Origin of the sequence: Caballeronia sp. LjRoot34 (assembly GCF_964253815.1) — a bacterium.
Lineage (GTDB): Bacteria > Pseudomonadota > Gammaproteobacteria > Burkholderiales > Burkholderiaceae > Caballeronia.
In genome coordinates this window covers 2527336-2544280 of record NZ_CAXUSB020000002.1, presented here as the reverse complement: position 1 = coordinate 2544280, position 16945 = coordinate 2527336, and the positions used below count along the sequence as shown (strand labels likewise).

Below are 16945 nucleotides of genomic sequence, written 5' to 3'. Positions count from 1 at the left end.
TGAGTCTTCTCCTTGCCAACTCGCCGGTTGCGCTTATTGCGCGCTCACGCGCATCCCGTTCGCTTGCGTCACGGTCGTGTCCGCACCCGATGTGACGCGTTCGAACCGCGCGGCTTGATAGGGCAATAACTGGGGATAACTTTCCGTGTGGATCGCGTCGAGCTCACCGCTCTGTTGCGCGGCGATCAGTTCGGCCCTCACCTCGGCCCGCGTTCTCGGCGCGTAGGCGTTTTGCTGCGCGGTGTCGATGGATTGAGCAAAGACGGGTGCCGACGAGACCATTACGGCGATAAACAAACTTCCGATAAGCGCGCGTTTCATGACGAATCCTTGACTGTTTGGAGACGGCGCGTTTCACGCCATCGATGTGAAGCAGTCTATTCAAATCACTATCGATGACCAATGTCGATTGAGAAAACATATTGTTGTTCATCGCGCATGAATGTGAAGTTCTATGTCGGCGCGCGCAGATGACCGCTCGTTCATCCCGGCCGCAGCACTTCAATCATTGCGTTCTCCTGCAAGGTGTTCTTCGGTCGTTACTTTTGACCACCGCTGGCAATAACAGCGTTCCTGCCGGCTTTCGCCACGCTCCTAGCCTTATTCCGCCAACGATCTGGCGGTTTAGTGCGAATTATTAAACATCTGCAAAGTTGTCCACAGATTCTGTGGACAACTTTGTGGAAATCATCTCGAAAATGGCTTGAAACGGGCCTGTCGCCCGGTATCGATCGAAATGCCCAGCTCGAAGCAGAACGCGACAGGAAACGTGTACCGCCAGATGTCGGCCCGGGCGTCAATCCAACCCATTTCGGATAGCCTTGGCCCCGGTCGAACGCCTATGATGGATCGGCGGGTACGCGTCACATTCGTGGATGCAATTCATCCCTCCGCTTCATTCAGTCACCGGGACAAGCCATGACCTACAAGATTGCGGTTGTTGTTGGCAGCATTCGCCGAGAGTCATTTAACAAGCAGCTCGCGCACGCGGTAACGTCGCTTGCGCCCGCGGATTTTTCGTTCGAGTTCCTGGACATCGCGAGCTTGCCGCTCTATAGCCAGGACTACGACAGCGATTTCCCCGAAGTCGCGCGAACCTTTAAGGAAAAGATACTGGCGGCGAATGGCTTGCTGTTCGTGACGCCGGAATACAACCGTTCGATTCCCGGCGTGCTGAAGAATGCGCTGGACTGGGGATCGCGGCCGTGGGGCCACAGCGCGTGGGGCAACAAGCCGGGCGCGGTGCTCGGCACGTCGCCGGGTGCGACCGGTACGGCGCTCGCGCAGGCGCATCTGCGAAATGTGCTCGCTTACCTCGATGTAACGCTGATGGGTCACCCGGAGATGTTCGTCAAGCACGATGCAAACCGTATCGATGCCAGCGGCACGATCGTGAACGATGACACGCGCAAGTTCCTGCAGAATTTCGTCGATAAATACGTCGCGTGGGTTCAACGCCTTGCGACGGTTTAGACTGCAAAACGGCAACGGCCCGCTTTAGCGGGCCGTTGCCGTTTTAACGCGCTGAAACGCGCTGAATCGACGAGCAGCGCGGGTTACAGGTGATGTTGATGCCCGGTCACACGCTCCCAGCCATGACGCACCGCAAGCTTGAAGCGCTCCCACGTGTCATGGCCGCCTGAACTGCGGCCTTCCCAGTCGTGGCGCAGTTCGGTTTCCATCGTGTCGTCCCAGTTGCGGCGGTGATAACGCTCGTCGCTGGCCGCCGTGACGCCGTATCGATACGCTTCCTCGTACTCTTCGTAACTCGTACCCGTCGCCGCGTACTTCGATTCGTAGTCCGTGCGGAACTCATCCTCGTACTCCATGTACTCGTCCGGCATCGTGCTCATCTCGCCCCGGCGCGTCCCGAGCAAGGAGTCCCCGGTCTGGCTGAGTGACCCCGGAACCGGCGAGCCCGTCGGGCTGGTGGCGCGTGCGGCACCCACTCGATCTGACGCTTCGGTTTCATCCAGCGGATCAAGCGGGTCAACAGCGCGCCAGCCTTGGGCGGGAGTCGTTCCGGTCAACGGGTCCTCCGCGCCGGCCGCGCGCAATGTCGTTTCCTTCGTGTCTTGCCAGACCGTGCCGCTGGTCATCGGATCGCCACCTGTTGCGCGGTACGACGAATCGCTGCCGCCGGCAAATACATCGCGGCTGACCGGGCTGATCGGGTCGAGCGGCCTCACAGCCGGATCGTCACGATCCGCATGCGGATAAGCGCGTGCCCGGTTGGCATCGGCGCGAACGGGGTCAAGTGGATCTGCCGGCGGATTCACCGGCGCGTGTCCCGGTACGGCGCTGCCTGAGCCCAGGCCGAGTTCGTCGAGCAGCGAATGATCGCGGCTCGCGGCTTCATCGGTTACTGGCCTTGTCGTTCCTGCCGTGCGTGAATGATTCAGCGTGCCCCAACTGGCCGCGCGTTCGTCTATATCGATTGCGCCTTGTTCGGCGAGCGTCTGCCGCGCGGTGTTGGCGAGCGTCTCGGTTGCGGTATCGACGGCCACCAGCACCGCCCCGCGCCGCACGGCTTCGGAGTAATGCGCCACTTCGGGCGGTTGATCGCGGCCGCCGAACAGCATCGAAAAGAAGCGTTCGATATTCGCCAGCACGCCGCCGGTTTCGGGCGGCTGCCCAGCACCGGGCGCGAGAGCCGGATCATCGGGCGAGGAAGGTTCGGGTGCGGCCTGGAGTTCGATGTCGGAACGCGCAAAACCCGACGCGACTAGTGCGCTGCGCGCCACTTCGGCCTGGTCGTAGGTATCGAAGATACCAATAACGGTGTGTCGCATGGCTGCCTCCTGAGTGGCCTGATTGGGTTGCGGCGCTTCAGACGGATTCGCCGCAATTCCCTGTCAGGCTCGCAACTCGCGTGCCGGGTCGCGTGCGTGCGCGCTGCGACGCCATGCAAAGCCCCGGACGACTCCGCCCGATGCCCGCCCGCGAGCGGATGTTTTTACAAACCGTGTGGAAAAGGCAGCTCGACTCAGTGCGGGGCTTCGCCGTGCTCGCGATTGTCGGCGCGTGCGCTCAAGTCTTCGCGAATGGCTTGCAGAAGCGAATCGAGCAGGGCGATATCGAACGGTTTGGACAACACGCGCGCATCGACCTGACGCGCCCGGTCCAGCTCTTCGGCATAGCCCGTCACCAGGATCACCGGCACGCGCGGCGTCCAGCTTTGCAGGATCTCGGCCAGGTCGATGCCGTTCAGTTTGCCCGGCATGTGGATATCGGAGAGCACGACGTCGAATGGCAGCGCACCGTCATGCGTGACGTCGCGACGGGCCGCCTCCAGCATGGCGATCGCGCCGTCTGCGTTGAAGACATGCGTGACGTCGTGATTCATCATCGACAACAACGCTTCGGTGCCGGCAGCGACTTCTTCGTTATCTTCCACCAGCAGTACGCGCAGCCCGTGCGATTCGCTGGCCGCGGCCGTGTCGTGTTGCGCGTCGAGCGCTTCGGGTGCGGTTGCGCTCGCGCGCGGCAGATAGAGCCGCACCGACGTGCCTGCACCGACCGCGCTGTCGATAGTGGCCACGCCGCCCGCCCGCTCGCAGAACGCGAACACTTGCGGCAGGCCCAGCCCGGTGCCCATGCCTTTGGACTTGGTGGTGAACAGGGGTTCGAACGCACGGCCGAGGATCTCCGGACCCATGCCCGCGCCCGTGTCCTCCAGCGTCAACTGCACGAATTCGCCGATGATCGGAAACCCGTCCTCGTGGCGAAAATGCACGTTGTCCGCGCGGACCGAGAAGGTGCCGCCGTTCGGCATGGCGTCGCGGGCGTTCACGGCCACGTTGATCAGCGCAAGCTCCAGTTCGGCTGCATCGACGCGAACGGGCCACACATCGCTATTCGTTTCGAGATTCAGCGCGACCTTCGCGCCCAGCGATGCTTTCAGTAGTTCGCGGCAAGCCGGCAGCCACTTGCCGATCGCGATGGTCTCGTTGCGCAGCGGCTGCTTGCGGGCGACGCCGAGCAATTGGCGCGTCAGCGACTGGCCGCTTTTAAGCGCACGTTCCATGGCCGACAACTCGCGATCCAGTCCGGTAGCGCCGCGTCGCCGGACAATCTGGACGTTTGTCGACAGGATCATCAGCAGGTTGTTGAAGTCATGCGCCACGCTGCCGACCAGATTGCCCAGCGCTTCCATCTTGCGCGCCTGCCGGTAAGCCGATTCGATAGAACGACGCATGGACGCTTCCGCTTGCCAGCGCTCCCAGGCATCTTCTTCATTCGCGAGGCGGCGCAGCGACAACCAGATCACGCCCCACAACACCACGCACGGCGCGAACAAGGACAGCATCAATACGGTGACATGCCGATACCACGCGGCCCAGATGGTGGCGAGGGGATATCCGCTGGACACATACACCGGATAACTCCCCACCTTGCGGTACGCCACGATCTTCATTTGATTGTCGAGCCCTGAGCGCATTCGCACGACGCCGTTCCGCTCTCCCGACGCATACGCTTCGCGCAATGGCGAACTGGCGGCAAGTTCCATGCGCTCGGGCGGCCGTGCGGGATACCAGGCGAGCACGGCGCCGTCCGCGCGCGTGAGGCCGAGCGACACCGTGGAGTGTTCGCCCAGCAGCTCGCGATAGAACGCGCCAAAGTAGCTGGGACGAAGCGCGACGGTCACAATGCCGGCGAAGCGGCCATCCGGGGTCTTGCGCAGCACGGCCGTGTTGAACACGGTTTCCCCCGCCACGTTGCCGAACATCACGCGGGAGACGTTTTCAAACATCTTGTTGTCGCGGATGCCGACGAAGTCGTCGCGGGTTGCAATCGATAGATCCGGCGAGGGGAAAACGCGGCTCGTGGCAATCAGGCGCCCATCCGGGCCGATAATGCTCACCGCCGCCACTTGCGGATAACCGCCGCCCATGGCCGCCAGTTTGTTGTGAACGGCGAGTTCTTCGCGGCGCAGGGTGTCGTCGTCCACGCCGTCGATCAGGTCGATCACGCGGGCGTTGAGCGTCTCGTTCATGTCGAAGACTTTCAGCGCATGTTCTTCGGCCACATGCGCGTTGCGGTCGACCACCTCGGCGGCATCGGCTTCGCGCCCTTTCAGGTCACTCCACGACATGGCCGCAACATACAGGCAGGGCAAAACGATGGCCGCGATCAGCAGGACCCGCAGGGTCATGCGCTGGGCGGCGAAGTTACGCTCGGGTACCACGGGAAACGGCGGCTCGTCCTGCCAATGGTCAGCGCCCGGTTCCTCGCGTTGCGGCGTCATGGTGATTCGTCGTCCCGATGTGAATGGCTGAGCGCGGCATCTTTATGCACCGATGAAGGCAGCGAATGCGGCACGCGGAATTGCGCGCATTTTAGCCGTTCGTTTGGTTGTCGCCCGCGCTCGGGAGAGAGAATGCGTGCATAAATCGTGCCTTTCCGCCAATGAATCGATGTGCTGTCAACTACCCAGCATCGACGTTTAAAGCGCGGGGATTGGGAAGAGGTAATGCTCGGACGGGCGGAGACGCGAGGCGGTAAAAAGCGGCGCACTGGGTAAAGTTGGCGAGCAATATCGGCTTCAGGGGCAGCGCCGGGACGTGCTCTCTAAACCTCGCCGGCGATGCGCGATCGATTGGTGAGATCGTCAATCAAAACCGGATGGTTTTCTTCAAGCAGCGCCATCGCGAAAGCCACGCCAGCCAAGCGATGCGGCGGCAAATCCGTAAAACCGACATGTGATACCCTGCTGAATAAGAATGATTGCGATTTGCAATGGAACGTGTTGGCGCGGGATCTGGCCGCTATGTCCATCGCGGAATCAGACACGCCAGCCGCGGCGTAATAGCGTTCACCCAGCGTTCACGGCAAGAAGAAAGAACACATGGACCAGATACTCGTCGTCGATGACGATCCGAACATCCGGCAACTCCTGCTCGATTACCTCGGCAGCATGGGTTACGGCGCGCAAGCCGCAAAAAGCGGCGCGCAGATGAAGCAGATCATCAATTCGTCGCGCATTGACCTGGTCGTGCTCGACCTCATGCTGGACGGCGAGGACGGCCTCGACCTCACGCGGGAATTGCGTCGCAGCAGCACAGTTCCGATCGTCATGCTGAGTGCGCGCGGTGGTCTGCTCGACCGCGTGCTCGGCCTGGAAATGGGCGCCGACGATTATTTGCCAAAGCCCTTCGACCCGCGTGAACTGGTCGCGAAGATCAAGGTGGTATTGCGGCGCAGCCGGGCGATGCCCAATGCGCGCCCGGCGGATTCCATCGCCGGTATCACGTTTGCCGGCTGGCGGCTCGACACGCGCACGAAGCAGATGCTGTCGCCGGAGGGCGTGGTGATCACGCTCGGCGGTTCCGATTACCGGACATTGCGCACGCTGCTGGATCACCCCAACCGGCCGCTTTCGCGCGATTATCTGCTTGACGAAGTTTTCGGCAAGAACCACACGCCGCTGGATCGTTCTATTGATGTCTGTATCAGCCGCCTGCGTCAGCACTTGAAGGATACGGCGCGCGGCGCCGCGCTGATCCGCACGGTGCGTAACGAGGGATATATGCTGACGGCTGATGTTTCGTACGAAGGTTGAGGCCGGCGGAGGGCGCGTGGAAAGCGTGTTGAAAGTACGCGGCAGGCGACCTCAGGGCAACGCTTCACAAACTTGATATACTTTTCGCCGCTTCCGGCATGGCTTGCACGCCGCCTGAAGCCGGTGTCCAAGCCATGCCGGGCTTGCATTCAGCTTCAAAGCATGTTCCATGAAGCCGGATGCCCGGCGCCCGATTTAACACTTGCTGCCCTTGGGGGCGCCACAGCGGAGTCCGTCTTGGCCGTTTCCAATCTTATCGCCGACGATCCTGCTCCCGACGTTGCCAAGGTAACGTCGGGTAGTTCGTTCTATCTCGCCATGCGCATCCTGCCGGCTGCGCAGCGCGATGCCATGTATCAGGTCTACGCGTTCTGTCGCGCGGTTGACGATATTGCCGACGGCACGTTGCCGCGCGGCGAACGCGCCGCCGCGCTCGAACAATGGCGCGCGGACATACACGATTGCTACGCCGGCAAGCCGCGCAGGTCGCTGGCCGCGTTGACGCACCATATCCAGGGCTTTCATCTCTCGCGCGATGACTTCATTGCCGTGATCGACGGCATGGCCATGGACGCCGCCGAAGACATCGTCGCGCCCGACGAAGCCACGCTCGACCTGTATTGCGACCGCGTGGCGAGCGCGGTCGGGCGGTTATCGGTGAGGATATTCGGGATGCACGAAGATGCCGGACGGCGTCTCGCGCACCACCTCGGCCGCGCGCTGCAACTCACGAACATTCTTCGTGACATTGATGAAGACGCCGGCATTGGGCGTGTTTATTTGCCGCGAGAACTGCTGTCCCGCGAAGGCATTTCCACGACCGACATCGCGTCCATCGTCAACGATGCCCGCTTGCCGCGCGTCTGCCTGACGCTTGCCGATCGCGCCCGTTCCCACTACGCGCAATCCGACGCGATCATGGCGACCGCGCCGCGTGTTCAGGTGCGGGCGCCGCGCATCATGTCGGGTGCGTACCGGTGCGTGCTTGAAGCGAATTTGAAGCGCGGCTTCGATCTCCCGCGCAACCACATCCGCACGCCGCGTTCGCGGCTGCTGTGGATCGTCGCGCGAAATATTTTCTGATGTCGCGTCTCGTTCATGTGATTGGCGCCGGGTTGTCGGGACTCGCCGCCGCGGTCCAGTTGCAGCGCCGTGGCGCGCGTGTGGTCCTGCACGAAGCCGCGCCGCACGCTGGCGGCCGATGCCGTTCTTACTTCGATATCAAGCTCAACGCCACGATTGATAACGGCAACCATCTGGTGCTGTCGGGCAACCACGCCACGCTCGCCTACGCCAAGGCGATTGGCGCGGCTGACGAGCTCGTTGGCCCGACCCAGCCCGAGTTTCCGTTCATGGATTTGCGCAGCGGCGCGCGCTGGACCGTGAAGCTATCGCCGGGCCGCGTGCCGGGCTGGATCTTCGATTCCGCCGCGCGTGTTCCGGGCACCATGCCCGCGGATTATTTGTCGCTGGCGCCGCTGCTGTTCGCCAAACCCGGACGCACGATGCAGCAAACCATGCGCACGAACGGGCGCTTATGGGACGCGCTGATCAACCCGCTGTTCCTGGCCGTGCTGAATGTGGATCCGCGTGAAGGCAGCGCGGTGCTCGCCGGCAACGTGCTGAAGGAATCGCTGCTGCTTGGCGGTCAGGCGTGCCGTCCGCTGGTCGCACGCAACGGCTTGGGCCATGCGTTCGTCGATCCCGCGTTGCGTCTGCTGCAATATGGCGGCGCGGAGATCAAGCTGGGGTCGCGGGTCCGTGAGATCGGCTTCGTCGGCACGGATTCGAAGACGCGCGTCACGTCGCTTGATTTCGACGATGGCCGCGTGGACATCGGTGTTCACGACGGCGTGGTGCTTGCCGTACCGCCCAACGTCGCGCAACAACTCGTGCCGGGGCTTACCGCGCCGAACGAATTCCGCGCCATCGTCAATGCGCATTTTGCTATTGATCCGCCGCTCGCCTTCGAGCCGATGACCGGCTTGCTGAATGGCACCGCCGAATGGCTGTTCGCGTTCGATGGACGTCTTTCCGTGACCATCAGCGGCGCGGATCGACTTCTGGATACCCCGCGCGAGGCCCTGGCCCAGACCATCTGGCAAGAAGTGGCGAAGGCGGCGCGCTTGCCCGTGGAGCGCATGCCGACATGGCAAATTGTCACGGAAAAGCGTGCGACCTTTGCGGCCGTGCCGAGCCAGGAAAACCTCCGGCCGGGCACGCGTACGCGCTGGTCCAATCTGATGCTGGCCGGCGACTGGACGGCCAACGGGCTGCCTGCCACCATTGAAGGCTCGATCCGCTCCGGCCAGAAGGCCGCGGACCTGCTTATGAATCCCTCGATTGATTTCTCGGTGCAACGCTGATGAACGAAACTGTCCAGCCGCCCGGTATCCAGCCGGTGACGGCGGCGGCGCTGGAAGCGTCGGTGGCGCGTGCTGCCGATGCCATTCTTGCCGACCAACATCCCGACGGCTACTGGCTCTACGAACTCGAAGCCGACGCCACCATTCCCGCCGAGTACGTGCTGCTCGTGCATTACCTTGGCGAAACGCCGAAGCCCGAACTCGAAGCGAAGATCGCGCGGTACTTGCGCAGGATCCAGCGCGCCGATGGCGGCTGGCCGCTTTTCACCGATGGCGCGATGGACGTCAGCGCCACCGTGAAGGCGTATTTCGCGCTGAAGATGATCGGCGATTCGCCTGAAGCCGAACACATGCAGCGGGCACGCCGCGCGATTATCGCGGCCGGCGGCGCGGAAAAAGCGAACGTGTTCACGCGGATTTTGCTGGCGCTGTTCGGCGTGGTGTCGTGGCGCGCGGTGCCCATGATGCCCGTGGAAATCACGCTCTTGCCCGAGTGGTTCCCGTTCCATTTGTCGAAGGTGTCGTACTGGGCGCGGACCGTGATCGTGCCGCTGCTCGTGCTCAACGCGAAGCGGCCGCGCGCGCGTAATCCGAAGGGCGTGCGCATCGATGAACTGTTCTTCGATGCCCCCGTGAACGCCGGCATGGCCGCGCGTGCGCCGCATCAGCATCAGGGCTGGTTCGTGCTGTTCCGCTGCGTGGACGCCGTGCTGCGCGCCGCTGATCCGCTGTTCCCGCGCCACACGCGGCAACGCGCGATAGAAGCGGCCGTGCGTTTCGTCGATGAACGGTTGAATGGCGAAGATGGTCTCGGCGCGATTTTCCCGGCGATGGCCAACTCCGTGATGATGTACGACGTGCTCGGTTATCCGGAAGATCATCCGAACCGGGCGATTGCGCGCAAGTCGATTGAGAAGCTTTTGATCATCGATGAAGCGCCGGACGGCGAGGCTTATTGCCAACCGTGTTTATCGCCGATATGGGACACGTCGCTCGTCGCGCACGCGTTGCTCGAAGCCGATACGCCCAAGGCGCGCGCTGCCGTTTCGCGAGGTCTGGACTGGTTGGTGCCGCTGCAGATTCTCGATGTGCGCGGCGACTGGATCTCGCGCCGGCCGAATATCCGGCCTGGCGGGTGGGCGTTCCAGTTCGCGAATCCGCATTATCCGGATGTGGACGATACGGCTGTGGTTGCGATGGCGATGGAACGTGCCGATCGTGAAAACGGGACAGCGTTGTATGGCGAAGCGATTGCGCGCGGGCGGGAATGGGTCGTCGGCATGCAGAGCAGCGACGGCGGGTGGGGCGCGTTCGAGCCTGAAAACACGCAGTATTACCTCAACAACATTCCTTTCTCCGATCACGGCGCGTTGCTCGATCCGCCTACGGTTGATGTGTCGGGGCGTTGTCTTTCGATGCTCGCGCAGTTGGGTGAATTGCCCGCGACGAGTGAGCCGGCGAAGCGTTCGCTCGACTATATTCTGCGTGGTCAGGAACGCGATGGAAGCTGGTACGGGCGTTGGGGGCTGAACTATATCTACGGGACGTGGACGGCGCTGTGTGCGTTGAATGCGGCTGGATTGCCTCTTACCGATAGCCGCATTCAACGCGCCGCGGATTGGCTCATCAGTATTCAGAACGCCGATGGCGGCTGGGGTGAAGGCGGGGAGAGTTACAAGCTCGACTATCGCGGATATGAAGCGGCACCGAGCACGGCTTCGCAGACATCGTGGGCGTTGTTGGGGTTGATGGCGGCGGGGTTTGTCGATCATCCGGCGGTGGCGAAGGGCGTGCAGTATCTGCATGCCACGCAGCGTGAACACGGCTTGTGGGATGAAACGCGATTTACCGCGACTGGATTTCCGAGAGTGTTTTATCTGCGATACCACGGGTATAGAAAGTTCTTCCCGCTTTGGGCGCTGGCACGGTACAGGAACATGATGCGCGACGGTACGTCGCGCGTGACGGCGGGCATGTGAGTTCGCGACCCGGCTTTGCTTCTGGCTCTGGGTCTGATTCTGGCTCCGGCTCCTCGGGCTCCGAAGATGCCCGTCTGCCCGTGATTGCGGTGACGGGGATGGCGTTTGAAGCGCGTATCGCGCGTGGGCCTGGGGTGGAGTCGGTGTTTGCGGCGCGGTCGGATTTGCTTGAGCGCGCGATTAGCGAAGCGTTGGCGCGGGGATGTTCCGGGATTATTAGTTTCGGGACGGCGGGAGGGCTTTCGCCGGAGTTGGAGCCGGGGACGGTGATTATCGCGAGTTCTGTGTCGGGGCCGTTCGGTGTGCTTGATACCGATCCGGAATGGTCCGCAAGACTGTTTGCGGCTTTTGCCGGGACGCCGCTGGAGGCGAAGGCGGTTCGAGGGACGATGGCCGGCGTGGCCGCGCCTTTGACCGGCGAGCAGCAGAAGAGCTCGCTTTATCGGGCTACTGGGGCGCTTGCGGTGGATATGGAATCGCATATTGCCGGGGCGATTGCTACGGCTCGGGGATTGCCGTTTGCGGTTTGCCGGGCGATTGTTGATCCGGCTTGGCGGAGTTTGCCGAGTGCTGCGACGGCCGGGTTGCGGGATGATGGGACTACGACGATTCTGCCGATATTGCGCGAGTTGTTGAAGGAGCCCTCGCAGCTTGGGGCGCTGTTGAGGGTCGCGGGGGATGCGCGGGCGGCGCGGACTTCATTGGTCCAGGCGCGGCATGCTATGGGCGCGGCGGGGGCTTTGGGGGGGTAGGGGTTTTGTTTTTGCCTTGGCCGTTGCGCGGCTGAGTAGGGAATGGCGGTCAGTGGGCTGGCGTGCGACCGCGTTTCGATCTTGGTTCAATCATCCATGCAGCGATAAGCCCTTGATGGCTTTATCGACTGCTTTCTTCGGGCCTCTTACGGCCAGTCCGACTAAGTTGGGCGTGTCTGCCGGCTCCTTTAGAAACACTTTCCGATTGGCTTCATCGTGGCCGGTTGAAAACATCGCGCGGACGTAGACGGCGCGGGTTAGTTCTCGTTCGATTGCTTGGCGGAAGGCGCGGAGGAGGCCGGGGGTGTCGGCTTGGTAGACCATGATGGGCTGGCCGAGGAGGCGGGCGTGGGTTCTGCCGGCGGCGTCGATGTAGGGTTCTCCCATTGCGTCAGGGGCGGCGCCCGCGATGCCGGTTGCGAGGAACGCGGTTACGTTGAGTTTCTGCCAGATGGCTAAGTCGTCGAGGATGATGATGGCTACTTTGGTGTCGAATTCCATGGGGATTTGCGGTTAGGTTAGGGCAGCAGAGGTTTTAAAAGACGTTAACGGCGAATGATATTCAAAGTGACGCGTCGGCGGGATTGTGGGACGTCAGAAACGAATACGCTTCGATGAAATGACGGCGCGGTGCCAGTAGGGCGCGGTTTGGCTTAATGACATTCGGTGGATGTGCGGGATGCCCGTGCGACGTGACTTGAGCATGTTGCGTGACCCGTCCGCGCAGTAGTAGCCAATTGCTCGTCAATATTCCCCAGCAGTGTGGCAAATGTCTTGAACGACTACAAAGTATTGCAACTCCCCGCGCGAATTTAGATGAACACACGCCATAATCTATCAACGGTTAATTCGATTGATTTCTTTGACTAATAGAAGTTGGCCATAAAACGATCGCTGAGGTCGCCTACGTCCTTCCAACGAAGCATTAGTTTTAGTTAATTATCAAAATCTTGGATACGAATACCGTCCTTCGAACGGAGCGATCACTTGTCGCCCGTGGTGTGATCTCGGACCGTCGCTTGGCTCGGGAAGGACGGCACAAAATCGATTTTCGCGACTGCGGCTGCAACCCTTATTAAAACATTCTCCGATCTCAGGCAGGACGCTCCTCGATGTTTGTTCGCAAAATTTTTTTGCTCAACTCGCTCGTTGTAATCGAGACAAGGTGATTACGCCTCCATCAATTGAAAAATTCAAGCTATCGTAGAAGCTCCGTCAATCTAAACCGTTGTACTTTGAACTTAGCGACCGCAAAAAAACTTCCACAAGGCCGAAATGAAAATCAGCGATCTTATATTTCAGTTTGAAACCGGACGCGGTAACAAGGCGCGGAGTCTATGCCGAGTGCGCATCTTTGTCACAATGGGCAACCAGATTGCCGCAGTTTTCACAGATCTGGTCGGTGTTGGGCATGGAAGTATTGGGCTATCAGTTACAAACAGTGTTGAGCTTATCCGAGCAGCGCTAATTCGTCAGGGTCTTGTCCCGAATGATGCAGTGATTGTGGAGCACTATGAAAATGCTTCATACCGAGAAGCAACTTTCGACTTGGTAACTTTCGCTGGGGGCGATACGCCGTCATGGAAGAAGGTCAGTTTTGCCGACGCCTGCATGCTTCTTGGTTGTGAGCGAGATGAATTTAACAGCCCAACTCGTGAGGATGTGCGCTTATTCGCGGAGGTGGAACGGTTGAGAAACGCGATAGACCCTTTTGCCGGGTCACCCTACCCGGAAGATCCTGATGTGATCAATCGGCGTGCGGATATCGAGGCGAATATGATTAGCAAACAAGCGCTCAATGCAACTGTTGATGCAGGCACTGGGGAAGCAGAATTGCACAAGTTGCTCAAATCAGACCTGTCGATTGTTGCGGAAGTCTATGCCGATCCAGATGAAGAGTACATGTGCTTTTCCGAGTTTCCGGTTGGAGATGGTTTTGTAGACTTTGCGCTTTTCTCAGGCCGGTCAAGGATGGATGTTGTTCTGGTCGAAATCAAAGGAGCCGACTTTCATCTGGCTAATGGTGGGTCCTACCAGAATTTCTCAAGTAAGGCAAACGAAGCAATTCAACAGATTAGAACCCGCGTCGGCGTCGTTTATCGGAATATGGAGAAATTTAGATGCGAAGTTCACGCGATTCGACAGCAAGTTGAGACCGGAAAGTCACTGTACGGATCATTCGTTGGTCCATACGGAAAACTTGAAGTGGATCCAAAAAAAGATATTAATATAAAATGTGTAGTAATAGCAGGACGGACCAGAAATGATCTTGAAGAAAGTCGGCACCGGCACGACTATGAGTGGAACGTAAAACCACCAGTGAAAATAGAGACTTGGGACAGCTGGCTCCGGAAACTTCGCCGACTGTAGTGGCGCGTATTAATGCACAGCCGAATCGGCAAGCGATGACATTTGAAAATTTTTTGATCTATGACAAGAAATGGAGCGGCGTTGGCGCTTTGACAGCGTGTGGAATTATAGAATTAAGAAGCTTCTCAGTGTTTTCGAATGAACGCAAGGTGCATCCATTCTAAGACGCACCGAACACCTACCTGGGGTCGTTGTTTATGTCTAAGCCATTTCTGGAATTTCAAAAATTTCTCATTAGCAAGCAAGCCACATTTTCGGAATATGAAAAAAAACTCGTAAATCTAATTTTGGAGAATTTTTCGGCTATCTCGATGTCCGGTAGTGCCGCCGGAAATCGAGGAAAGCTTATAGCGAAGCTGATAGACAAAAACGGTGACAACGCGTCCGATATAATAAACATGACTATCAATGATTCCGCAGATGGTCCAGAGAAGATAGTCCAATTGTTGAATATAACAGTCAAAAATTTTCGAGGCTTCTCCAGCGAACAAAAATTTGATTTTGTCAATCCTTATACTTTCGTTTATGGACCAAACGGAACGGGGAAATCAAGTCTATGCGAAGCACTCGAGTATAGCCTTCTCGGCTCGATCAATGAAGCCGACGCGAAGCGGATTGACACGACAAGTTATATAAGAAATGCGATAACAAAAAAATCAGATCAACCCAGGTTGGTTGGAAAAACGGCCGCTGGAAATATTATTCCCGTAAAAAGTGAACAAAGTAGTTACGAGTTCTGTTTTATTGAGAAGAATCGAATCGATGGCTTTTCGCGCGTTTCTGCTAATACGCCGCAAGCGCAGCAAACGCGACTCGCTGCTTTATTCGGCCTAGAAGAGTTCAATCTTTTCGCAACTCAATTTAACGAGAATTTCGATAGATATCTTGATTGCGTCGGGAAAAAAGCGAAGGAACTTGCGGACAAAGGGAAGGTGATTTCGGGTCAACAGGCGATCGTGTCCCAAGCTCCGCAAAAGGAAACCGAAATAAAAGAAAAAGAAAGGGTGGTTCTACTGCAATTCCATGGAGTATCGACCATTCAAGAGGCCAAGGTTTTTATACAGGGTGCAGATGGGATAAGTGGGGTGGTAAAGAAGAACAGCGATGAGATAGGAAGGCTAACTAACTTAAGAGTTGCAACGGATCCGGAGATCGATGTCATTATTTCGGAAACAAAAGACCTAGTCGCACTTCTCGACGAGCGAAGGGCAGCACGCCATTTTCTTTCGGCGTATAAAGATCAACTATCGCTGCGTGATTTGTATGCGGCAATAGCGAAAAACGAGGCAAAATTTCCCAACTCTTGCCCGGCGTGTGAATCGCAACTCTATAGCGGTGGTGACCTGAATGTTCCTGTCGATCCGTACAAAAATGCGACCGAAAAGTTGTCGGAATTCGACGTGGCAATCAAGAAGGAAACGCGGATCGCTCAGATCTCCGAGCTTGTTCCAGATCGCTGGGCGGCGTTGAGGGTTAAGTTAGGTAAACTCTTTGCCGTTGCGACGCTCGTCGATTTTGAGGGTGTTGCTCTAATGGAGCAACTCGGGCAATCAGCCGAGGAGGCTAAGACGGCGCAGGAACTCGAGAATCTGTTGATCAGCGTGCAGGAGCACGACGAATCTCTGATGTTGCTCAAGCGGCACATTACCGAATTCAATTTAATAATCGGGAAGGCCAAGTCTGATATTGAAAAACTCAAAACGGAAAATCTGACTCTGGCGAAACATCTCGAAACGATAATCTCCATCGAAGCGGTGAGAAAGGAAAATTTGGTTAGCCTGGATACTGCAACGTTGGAGATTAAGAAATTCTCGGCTGAAAATTCTAAGCTTATCGAGCAAGTCGAACAAGAGAAGTCAATTATTTATCGCAATGCGAAATACTTGGTAGCGTACGAAAGTTTTCGTCAAAAATTGCTTGGTTATAACAATGCGCTGCCACTGACATTAGCTGCCGACTTAAACGAGAGAACGCTTAAGTTTTATAACTTGATTAACCGACATGATCACATTTCAGATCGACTAAAGACACTTGCTCTGCCAACGGCGACCGGAAAACGGATTGAGATAGAATTTGAAAGTGGAGAAAAATGCGATGCGTTACATATTTTAAGTGAAGGGCATATAAGATGTCTTGGACTTGCTATTTTGCTTTCCAAGATTGTAAGGGATGATCTACCTTTTTTAATATTTGATGACGTCGTAAATTCGATCGATGACGAACACCGAAGCGGGATCATAGAGTTGATTTTGGGGGACGGTGACATAAAAGGTAGGCAGCTAATTATCACGACTCATGGCGAAGATTTTGTTAAACGATTAGAGAACGCAATACCAGCAAAGGATTATAAAAATATCGTCAATCGGATTGATTTTTTGACGCCAATCGATTCAAAGACGATTCATGTAAAAACGGATGTTCCGCGTCACTATTTGATTGTTGCTGAAAAAAGTTTCCAAGAAGGGCGGACGCGAGACTGCTTGAGTTACATACGGAAGGCGTTTGAAGAATTGCTGAATCGTCTTTGGAAGAATCTTAGTAAGAAGAACTATTCGGCGCAAATCCAGGTTGGTATGAGAAGCCCGAATGGGTCCCCAGATCTGATGAGTGTTGCTAGCGGACTTCGTGGGTTCCTAGCGAAGAAGGAGGTTGTCGTGTTTCAAGACGTACTTCCGTCGCTCGAAAAGATGCTTGGAAAGGAAAAAGTGCATTCAGTCGAATGGGGATATTTAAACAAGGGTACGCACGAAGGGGACAAGGTCGAGGAATTTGATTCCGTCGTGGTAAAAGATATGTTAGCAGTCGTGGTGGAGATGGACACGGCGCTAGGAAATAACTAAGCAATGGTGGCTTGATGGCCGTTCGACGGAAAAGTCTAACGGCCACTTCGCTGTCTCGGTCTCTGTCAATCAAAAC

At 57.7% G+C, this 16945-nt stretch carries 13 protein-coding genes; 8 read left to right on the top strand and 5 right to left on the bottom strand.

All coding sequences use genetic code 11. The features are described from left to right. Positions 1 to 33: 33 nt before the first annotated feature. A complete protein-coding gene (locus tag ACSQ36_RS30850) occupies positions 34 to 321 on the bottom strand; it encodes a DUF4148 domain-containing protein (RefSeq protein ID WP_213764301.1) in 288 nt (95 codons plus the stop codon). A gap of 597 nt (positions 322 to 918) precedes the next feature. Between ACSQ36_RS30850 and ACSQ36_RS30845 the strand changes: the two genes are divergently transcribed. Next, positions 919 to 1473 (top strand): NADPH-dependent FMN reductase, encoded by a 555-nt coding sequence (locus tag ACSQ36_RS30845; RefSeq protein ID WP_436184875.1) that lies wholly within the window; start codon positions 919 to 921, stop codon positions 1471 to 1473. Positions 1474 to 1556: 83 nt separating this feature from the next. Here ACSQ36_RS30845 and ACSQ36_RS30840 read toward each other — a convergent pair whose 3' ends face one another. The 3 genes from ACSQ36_RS30840 to ACSQ36_RS30830 all read right to left on the bottom strand — a co-directional run bounded on the left by ACSQ36_RS30840 (position 1557) and on the right by ACSQ36_RS30830 (position 5778). Then, entirely contained in the window at positions 1557 to 2792 is a 1236-nt protein-coding gene (locus tag ACSQ36_RS30840) for a hypothetical protein (RefSeq protein ID WP_436184874.1), read from the bottom strand. A gap of 194 nt (positions 2793 to 2986) precedes the next feature. Continuing rightward, positions 2987 to 5248: an ATP-binding protein gene (locus tag ACSQ36_RS30835; RefSeq protein ID WP_436184873.1), complete on the bottom strand. Its 2262-nt coding sequence runs from the start codon at positions 5246 to 5248 to the stop codon at positions 2987 to 2989. A 323-nt stretch (positions 5249 to 5571) separates the two neighbouring features. Then, positions 5572 to 5778, bottom strand: a complete 207-nt coding sequence (locus tag ACSQ36_RS30830; RefSeq protein ID WP_436184872.1) for a hypothetical protein — start codon at positions 5776 to 5778, stop codon at positions 5572 to 5574. 70 nt (positions 5779 to 5848) lie between these two features. On the opposite strand from ACSQ36_RS30830, the gene ACSQ36_RS30825 reads away from it, so the two are divergent. The 5 genes from ACSQ36_RS30825 (at position 5849) to ACSQ36_RS30805 (ending at position 11659) form a co-directional block, all read left to right on the top strand. Then, complete coding sequence (locus ACSQ36_RS30825; protein WP_213764296.1) at positions 5849 to 6562, top strand: response regulator; 714 nt, start codon at positions 5849 to 5851, stop codon at positions 6560 to 6562. A gap of 237 nt (positions 6563 to 6799) precedes the next feature. Beyond that, positions 6800 to 7645, top strand: a complete 846-nt coding sequence (gene hpnD / locus ACSQ36_RS30820) for a presqualene diphosphate synthase HpnD (RefSeq protein WP_436184871.1) — start codon at positions 6800 to 6802, stop codon at positions 7643 to 7645. Next, positions 7645 to 8928 carry a hydroxysqualene dehydroxylase HpnE gene (gene hpnE, locus ACSQ36_RS30815; RefSeq protein ID WP_436184870.1) on the top strand — a complete coding sequence of 428 codons (1284 nt, stop codon included), beginning with the start codon at positions 7645 to 7647 and terminating at the stop codon, positions 8926 to 8928. Before hpnD ends, hpnE begins: the two co-directional genes overlap by 1 nt. Further along, a complete protein-coding gene (gene shc, locus ACSQ36_RS30810) occupies positions 8928 to 10907 on the top strand; it encodes a squalene--hopene cyclase (protein ID WP_436184869.1) in 1980 nt (659 codons plus the stop codon). Before hpnE ends, shc begins: the two co-directional genes overlap by 1 nt. Positions 10908 to 11005: 98 nt before the next feature. Further along, positions 11006 to 11659 (top strand): phosphorylase, encoded by a 654-nt coding sequence (locus ACSQ36_RS30805; RefSeq protein WP_436184868.1) that lies wholly within the window; start codon positions 11006 to 11008, stop codon positions 11657 to 11659. A 90-nt stretch (positions 11660 to 11749) separates the two neighbouring features. On the opposite strand, the gene ACSQ36_RS30800 is transcribed toward ACSQ36_RS30805, so the two are convergent. After that, positions 11750 to 12160, bottom strand: coding sequence for a DUF2000 family protein (locus ACSQ36_RS30800; protein ID WP_436184867.1), 411 nt, complete (start codon positions 12158 to 12160; stop codon positions 11750 to 11752). A 774-nt stretch (positions 12161 to 12934) separates the two neighbouring features. Here ACSQ36_RS30800 and ACSQ36_RS30795 point away from each other — a divergent pair. Both ACSQ36_RS30795 and ACSQ36_RS30790 read left to right on the top strand, forming a co-directional pair. Continuing rightward, positions 12935 to 14029 (top strand): Shedu immune nuclease family protein, encoded by a 1095-nt coding sequence (locus ACSQ36_RS30795; protein ID WP_436184866.1) that lies wholly within the window; start codon positions 12935 to 12937, stop codon positions 14027 to 14029. A 197-nt stretch (positions 14030 to 14226) separates the two neighbouring features. Further along, the gene (locus ACSQ36_RS30790) at positions 14227 to 16869 is read left to right on the top strand and encodes an AAA family ATPase (protein ID WP_436184865.1); all 2643 of its coding nucleotides are present in this window, start codon (positions 14227 to 14229) and stop codon (positions 16867 to 16869) included. The last annotated feature ends 76 nt before the right edge of the window (positions 16870 to 16945 follow it).

Excerpts from the sequence above, each read along its gene's own strand:
- ACSQ36_RS30830 (WP_436184872.1), bottom strand. The coding sequence starts at position 5,778 with ATGGACATAGCGGCCAGATCCCGCGCCAACACGTTCCATTGCAAATCG.
- ACSQ36_RS30825 (WP_213764296.1), top strand. The coding sequence starts at position 5,849 with ATGGACCAGATACTCGTCGTCGATGACGATCCGAACATCCGGCAACTC.
- ACSQ36_RS30840 (WP_436184874.1), bottom strand. The coding sequence starts at position 2,792 with ATGCGACACACCGTTATTGGTATCTTCGATACCTACGACCAGGCCGAA.
- ACSQ36_RS30805 (WP_436184868.1), top strand. The coding sequence starts at position 11,006 with ATGGCGTTTGAAGCGCGTATCGCGCGTGGGCCTGGGGTGGAGTCGGTG.
- ACSQ36_RS30850 (WP_213764301.1), bottom strand. The coding sequence starts at position 321 with ATGAAACGCGCGCTTATCGGAAGTTTGTTTATCGCCGTAATGGTCTCG.
- shc (WP_436184869.1), top strand. The coding sequence starts at position 8,928 with ATGAACGAAACTGTCCAGCCGCCCGGTATCCAGCCGGTGACGGCGGCG.
- ACSQ36_RS30845 (WP_436184875.1), top strand. The coding sequence starts at position 919 with ATGACCTACAAGATTGCGGTTGTTGTTGGCAGCATTCGCCGAGAGTCA.
- ACSQ36_RS30835 (WP_436184873.1), bottom strand. The coding sequence starts at position 5,248 with ATGACGCCGCAACGCGAGGAACCGGGCGCTGACCATTGGCAGGACGAG.
- ACSQ36_RS30790 (WP_436184865.1), top strand. The coding sequence starts at position 14,227 with ATGTCTAAGCCATTTCTGGAATTTCAAAAATTTCTCATTAGCAAGCAA.
- hpnE (WP_436184870.1), top strand. The coding sequence starts at position 7,645 with ATGTCGCGTCTCGTTCATGTGATTGGCGCCGGGTTGTCGGGACTCGCC.
- ACSQ36_RS30795 (WP_436184866.1), top strand. The coding sequence starts at position 12,935 with ATGAAAATCAGCGATCTTATATTTCAGTTTGAAACCGGACGCGGTAAC.
- ACSQ36_RS30800 (WP_436184867.1), bottom strand. The coding sequence starts at position 12,160 with ATGGAATTCGACACCAAAGTAGCCATCATCATCCTCGACGACTTAGCC.